1 protein-coding gene is annotated in these 268 nt (G+C 50.0%); it reads left to right on the forward strand.

Annotation, left to right across the window (positions count from 1 at the left end):
• On the forward strand, nt 1-268 hold a 268-nt coding region (locus SB749_RS19630; RefSeq protein WP_410711782.1), incomplete at both ends, for a hypothetical protein.

Consider the following 268-nt stretch of genomic DNA (forward strand, 5'->3'; position numbering starts at 1 on the left):
GTGACTTAGTGCTGGGGAGCAACGGTTCAATCCAGAATGCAAACGGTAGTATTGCCAGTGCCGGTACAGCGAAACTCCAAAATAGCATTAATGGTGCAGGTTCGCTGTATGCCGCGCAAGGCATGGAGCTGGGCGCAAGCAGCGGCACCTTTGTTAACAACAGCCAGCTGTATACCAAAGGAAATATTCAGGTAAACAGTGCTCTGGATAACCAGGGTGGTAGCCTGTTAAGTGACGGCAACCTGACCATTAATACCAGCGACAATGT

The organism is Brevibacterium sp. SIMBA_078, assembly GCF_046534565.1.
GTDB lineage: Bacteria > Actinomycetota > Actinomycetes > Actinomycetales > Brevibacteriaceae > Brevibacterium.